Origin of the sequence: Protofrankia sp. Cas4 (genome assembly GCF_963555915.1) — a bacterium.
Lineage (GTDB): Bacteria > Actinomycetota > Actinomycetes > Frankiales > Frankiaceae > Protofrankia.
In genome coordinates this window covers 1-4,992 of sequence record NZ_CAUVXL010000229.1, presented here as the reverse complement: position 1 = coordinate 4,992, position 4,992 = coordinate 1, and the positions used below count along the sequence as shown (strand labels likewise).

The window sequence follows — 4,992 nt, the reverse complement described above, 5'->3', positions numbered from 1 at the left end:
CAACAGGCTCGCTGATATAGCGATGAGGTTGGGAGAGGCTGATCAGGCTCGTGGATATTATGAACAGGATCTGGCGATCGCCAGGCGCCTTGCCGAGGCTGATCCGGTCAATATCGGCAAGCAGCGGGACGTCATTATCTCACTCCGCCAGCTGGGCCAACTTCTATCCGGCACGGGCGACCGCGAACGCGGCGAGGCGATCCTGAACGAGGCGATAGAGATTGCGCGACAGATCGGATTCGACCTCGGTCTTCCCGAGGACACGGCCCACAGCGACCAGCCGGATCGGCGCCGACGTTGGCCTTTTGGCCGGCGTAGACCATAGTAATCAAGAAGATGTTTCGGGTGGGTGGCTAACCGAGGTAGGGATCGGTCGCGGTGAGAGCGTGGTTGAGCCGAAGCATGATCGCGGGGTGGATTGTGAATCCGGCGATATCTGCTGGTTCTACCCAGAGGACTTCGGATGCCTCGTCGGTTGTGGTGAGGTTGCCGCCGGTCGGAATAGCGCGGAAGCAGACGTTGATGGGTTGGCGGACTTCGCCGTCCGAATATCGGATAACGTGCCTGGGGTCGCTGAAGATGCCGACGAGGCCGGTGATATCGATGTCCAGGCCGGTCTCCTCGCGTGTCTCGCGGACGGCAGCGGCGGCAACGGTCTCGTTCTTCTTCACACCCCCTGTCGGTATTGTCCAGAGACCGTTGTCCGGGCGTCGCAGGAGGAGGACACTGCCTGCGTCGTTGCGAACAAAGGCGCTTGCGGACGCCTTTCGGCTTGTTGGCTTGGGCGCTGCCGGGTCGTCCCAGTAGTCGACGCGGCTGGGTTCGGTTTTCTGCTTCTTGTCGCTCACGATGCCCTCTTCTCAGTGGGCAGTGCGTCGCCCGACGGGCGCGCGGACGCCCATACCCGTTCGAAGGATTCGAGATAGGTGTGGAAGAAGCCGCCGTCAACCCGGCGCAGCTGTAGGCACGGCGTATAGGCGGCAAGAATACCGTACACGTGGGTATTGACAATCATTTCGTCATCGAAGCGATAGATGGAATTGTACAGCGGGGTGTCGTGGAGTCGGATCTGGACGAGGTCCGTGACGACCCGGTAATGGCTGAGAACGGCGTGCACTCGGCCGGTGACACCGCCGCCGATCTGGTGTTCGTCGTCGCGGGATGCGAGTTGCCTGCCGCTTGGGTCGCCGAGCAACAGGCGGACCCTGACGCCTGCTTCGGCCTTCTCCCGGATGGTGGGAATCCACTCCGGGTGTTCTTCGGTGAGGAACAGGCCGGCAAAGGCCAGAAGATCAACACTGCGTTCGGCCTGGCGCAGCAGATCGGTCCACAGATGGCGGGGTACGTCGCTACGGCGCGGGTAGGCGGCGACAAGTTCGACACCGGCGAGAGCACTGCGGTCGGTGGCCTCGGGCCACAGGTAGCTCTCGTCCTCGCCCAGGAGTTTCGCCACGCGGAACCGGGTGCGCGGGTAGGGGATGCCGCGCCCGGACAGCCACCGTTCGACTGATTTCGCGCTGACCTGGGCGGCTTCAGCCAATGACTCGGCGTCGAGGCCCGCTTTCAGCATCGCGCGTCTGAGCCGCTCGTTGACCATGCAGTCCAGGTTGCCATCAGGGAGCAACTAGAGACAACGACTGGCGCGAAGATGTCTGAAGATGTCCGGCCGTGTAGTAGCGATGGATCGATCACACAATGCAGTCTTCTGTCTACCGGTTCTCCCCGGAGCGACGGCAAACCCGCGGCTGACGCCGTTCCGGCCGTTCCGGGCGTTCCGGGTCGCGCGGGTGTCGTGCGTTGGTGCCTGCTCGGACCGATTCCTGATGATCTTTCGGTGTGGGAAAGGGAGAACTGGATGGATGAGTCGGCGCCGGTGTACGGCCTGGTGTCGTTCGACGGGGAAACTCGCCGCAGCGTGACTGAGATCGTGCTGGCATTCGAGAGCGCGGAGGCGGCGGACAGGTTCGCCCACAGCTCCGGGATCGGCGACTACGCGATCGGGCCTGTCGGGTTCGCGGTGAGCGTGGCGGCTCCGGCTGTCCGCTGGCGGGGCGACACCCGATGAGCGGCGAAGGCCAGCCCAGCGCGCACCGGCGATATGCGCTGGCCCTGCTGGCGGCGGACGAGGCCTACGACCGCAACCCGCAGGGTGAGCCTGTGCTGTTCGTCTCCGATCTTCGTCGGGGTCTGCTGGCGGTGCTGGCGTTGACGCCCGAGGCGCTGCTCCGATCCGGCGACGGCGTGACCGAGGGTGAGGCGCTGGCGTTCCTCGCGGGTCAGCGTGCCGCGTTGGACGCGGCCCATACGGCGCTGGCGGCGCAATGGCAGCCCGACAGGTTGCGCCGCCGTGTGCCCCGGGCCACCGCGGCCGACACGGTCGAACCGGTCGAACCGGGGCGTCTGGTGGTTGTGGACGGTGATGGCGCGGTGGTGGCCGAGTTCGACGCGGCAGCATGGGAGGTGGCGCACGCCTGGGTGCACATGAGGGTCGCCGAGCCGCTGACCCGGCGTCCCGTGTGCATTGAGGATCATCGTCATCGCCAGACCTGGCAGGTCGACGTCGACTCGTGCACGCACACCGTTTGGATGCCCGGCGAACGGACCGGTGGCCAGCGGCCGTGCCCGCTGATCATGCCGGCGCAGTGGGCCGCGGGGAGCGCAGGGGTGATTGCGCTGGTGTCCGCGCAGCCGTGAGATTGCCGCTATCCGCGGCTGACCAGCTTCTGTGTTTGTGCCTGTCGGTAGCCGGCTGCGCCGGTTGTGCGGCAGGCGGCATGTCGACCATTCCTCTCCACCCATCTTCGATCATCGAAGCTCGCGGGCCGTTCGTCATCCCGGGGGTGACGCGCGATCTTTCGAGGTTTGTGCGATCAACAAGGCCGTTTCCGGCGTACAAACCTCGAAAGATCGTCGGTGGTCGGTGGTCGGTGGTCGGTGGTCGGTGGTCGGTGGTCGGTGGCCGGTGGCCGGTGAGGCCAGCCGGTGAGGCCAGCCAGTAGGGCCCCTGCGGGGCGCGGAGGTTGTCCGAGCACCGGATGTGCCGATTCAGGTGACAGATACCCCGTGTTAGGTGAACACTCATCCGCGGTATGAGTGCAGGTCAGGGGCTTTTTGCCCGAATATGGGGGGCGTTCGTGGATCATGAGCTCGCGACTGCGGTTTCTCTGCTACGTAGGGTAACGATGGAGGATGCTGGTGCGGTCCGGGCGGCGTCGGGCCGGCTCCTGCTGGAGCGGCCCGCCGATGCCGATGCTGATGTCCTGGCCGGGATCGAGATCGAGGACCGGGTGGTCCCCGGCCCGCCGGGAGCGCCGGACGTCGCGGTCCGCATCTACCGGCCGAAGGGACCCGGTGCGCCGTGGCCCGCTTTGCTGTGGATCAACGGCGGTGGGTTTGCAAGGGGTGGCGCGGGGGGCGGCATCGAAACGGCCCACCCGGACGTCGTGCGGATCTGTGCCAGGGCCGGGGCGGTCGTGGTGGCGCCGAGGTACCGGCTGGCTCCGCAGAACCCGTTCCCGGCGGGTCTTGAGGACTGTTACGCCACCTTGCTGTGGCTGGTCGACCAGGCCGAGGTCCTCGGCATCGACCGCGACCGGGTGGTCGTCGGCGGCGCGAGCGCCGGTGGGGGGCTGGCCGCAGGCCTGGCGCTGCTCGCCCGGGACAGGGGCGGCCCGTCCCTGCGCTACCAGCTCCTGGTGATTCCCGAGCTGGACGACCGGCTGGACACCCCATCCATGATCGAATTCATTGACGCGCCCTTGTGGAACCGGCCGGACGCCATGCTGAGCTGGCGCCACTACCTGGGGCGTTCGGGTGACGCCGCACCCGGCGACGACGTGTCGCCGTACGCGGCGCCGGCCCGCGCCACCGACCTCACCGGCCTGCCACCCGCCTATGTCTCGACCGCCGAGTTCGATCCGCTGCGCGACGAGGGGATCGAATACGCCCTGGCCCTGCTGCGGGCGGGCGTGTCGGTTGAGCTGCACCAGTTCCCGGGGACGTTCCACGGGCCGAACCTGGGGCGTACGGAAGCGGTGTCCAGACGGCAGGAGCGGGAGATCCTCGACGTCCTGCGCCGCGCCCTGCACCCCGTGCGGGTCTGACCGTCGTAGCCGAACCATGATCGTGTGCACCCGTGTGCCGACCCGGCGGTGCGTGGGCCGCCAGCTTGTGCGCTCTTACCCGGCTGGCCGCAACCGCTCGCATGGACCGTGGTCACGAGTGGAAGGTTGACATCCCAGAAAGCCGCAAATCGGACGTGAGATGTACGTCTACCTTCCACTCGTGCGCAGGCAACGGCGGTGGCGGTCGTACGCGACTTCCCCCGGGGTCTGGGCCGGGGCCGAGGCCGGGGTCAGAGCAGCCGGGGTCAGTCCTCGGGGATCTCCTCCCACCACTGGCACCACCAGTCGCCGCCGACCAGGATGCGCAGCTTCGGGTGCCAGCAGTAGGTGATGTCCTTGTCGCCGTCGAGGTAGTACAGGCAGTTGTCGCACCGCTCGTCGCCGTTGGGCTTGCCGCGCAGGATTGCGTCCTCAGCGAGGTGGCCGAGCTTCACGCTCAGCTCCTCGTCGATCGGCTTCGGCTCCGGCGCGCCGACATCGTAGACGGGTGTGGTTTCGCTCACCTGGCTGCCTCCGGGCTGGGGTCTCTGGCTGGCGTCTTCGGCTGGGGCCTTCGGCTGGGGTCGCCAGGACGGGGTCTCCAAGGACGCGCGGAAAGCCTATCCGCGACGTCGTCGCGCGTGCTTCGGGGCACATCAGCCTGGAGGGCCAAAGGGCGTGCGACGATCGTCAGATCGCGCGCCCGCAGGCCGCAGTCCCCGGAGCACTAATGGCAGCCTGTACCGTCGATGGGTGCGTATCGCCAGGTTCACCGACGGGACGGAACCGGCCTTCGGGATCGTGGAAGGTGCCCTCGAGCGGGGTGAGGCCACGGTGGCCACGATCACCCCCCATCCCTTCGGTGCGTTCAGCTTCACCGGCGCGCGGC

The 4,992-nt window shown here is 67.1% G+C and carries 8 protein-coding genes; 5 read left to right on the top strand and 3 right to left on the bottom strand.

Features of this window, described 5'->3' with window-relative positions; all coding sequences use genetic code 11:
- The coding region (locus U9979_RS20525; protein WP_322780656.1) for a tetratricopeptide repeat protein at positions 1-325 on the top strand (325 nt) is incomplete at its 5' end.
- Between the two features lie 28 nt (positions 326-353).
- Here the strand turns inward: U9979_RS20525 and U9979_RS20520 are convergent.
- Positions 354-848 (bottom strand): NUDIX domain-containing protein, encoded by a 495-nt coding sequence (locus tag U9979_RS20520; RefSeq protein ID WP_322780655.1) that lies wholly within the window; start codon positions 846-848, stop codon positions 354-356.
- Positions 845-1,570 (bottom strand): XRE family transcriptional regulator, encoded by a 726-nt coding sequence (locus U9979_RS20515; RefSeq protein ID WP_322780654.1) that lies wholly within the window; start codon positions 1,568-1,570, stop codon positions 845-847. Before U9979_RS20515 ends, U9979_RS20520 begins: the two co-directional genes overlap by 4 nt.
- 285 nt (positions 1,571-1,855) lie before the next feature.
- Here U9979_RS20515 and U9979_RS20510 point away from each other — a divergent pair, with 285 nt between their 5' ends.
- The 3 genes from U9979_RS20510 to U9979_RS20500 all read left to right on the top strand — a co-directional run bounded on the left by U9979_RS20510 (position 1,856) and on the right by U9979_RS20500 (position 4,103).
- The gene (locus U9979_RS20510) at positions 1,856-2,065 is read left to right on the top strand and encodes a hypothetical protein (RefSeq protein ID WP_322780653.1); all 210 of its coding nucleotides are present in this window, start codon (positions 1,856-1,858) and stop codon (positions 2,063-2,065) included.
- On the top strand, positions 2,062-2,694 hold the full coding sequence (locus tag U9979_RS20505; protein WP_322780652.1) for a hypothetical protein: 633 nt from the start codon (positions 2,062-2,064) through the stop codon (positions 2,692-2,694). The genes U9979_RS20510 and U9979_RS20505 overlap by 4 nt, the downstream gene beginning before the upstream one ends.
- A gap of 488 nt (positions 2,695-3,182) precedes the next feature.
- Positions 3,183-4,103, top strand: a complete 921-nt coding sequence (locus U9979_RS20500) for an alpha/beta hydrolase (protein WP_322750578.1) — start codon at positions 3,183-3,185, stop codon at positions 4,101-4,103.
- A 266-nt stretch (positions 4,104-4,369) separates the two neighbouring features.
- On the opposite strand, the gene U9979_RS20495 is transcribed toward U9979_RS20500, so the two are convergent.
- Positions 4,370-4,627 (bottom strand): hypothetical protein, encoded by a 258-nt coding sequence (locus tag U9979_RS20495; RefSeq protein ID WP_322761287.1) that lies wholly within the window; start codon positions 4,625-4,627, stop codon positions 4,370-4,372.
- Between U9979_RS20495 and U9979_RS20490 the strand changes: the two genes are divergently transcribed.
- A partial coding sequence (locus U9979_RS20490; protein WP_322780651.1) for a DUF2437 domain-containing protein occupies positions 4,614-4,992 on the top strand: 379 nt, incomplete at its 3' end. The two genes, U9979_RS20495 and U9979_RS20490, sit on opposite strands and share 14 nt — an antisense overlap.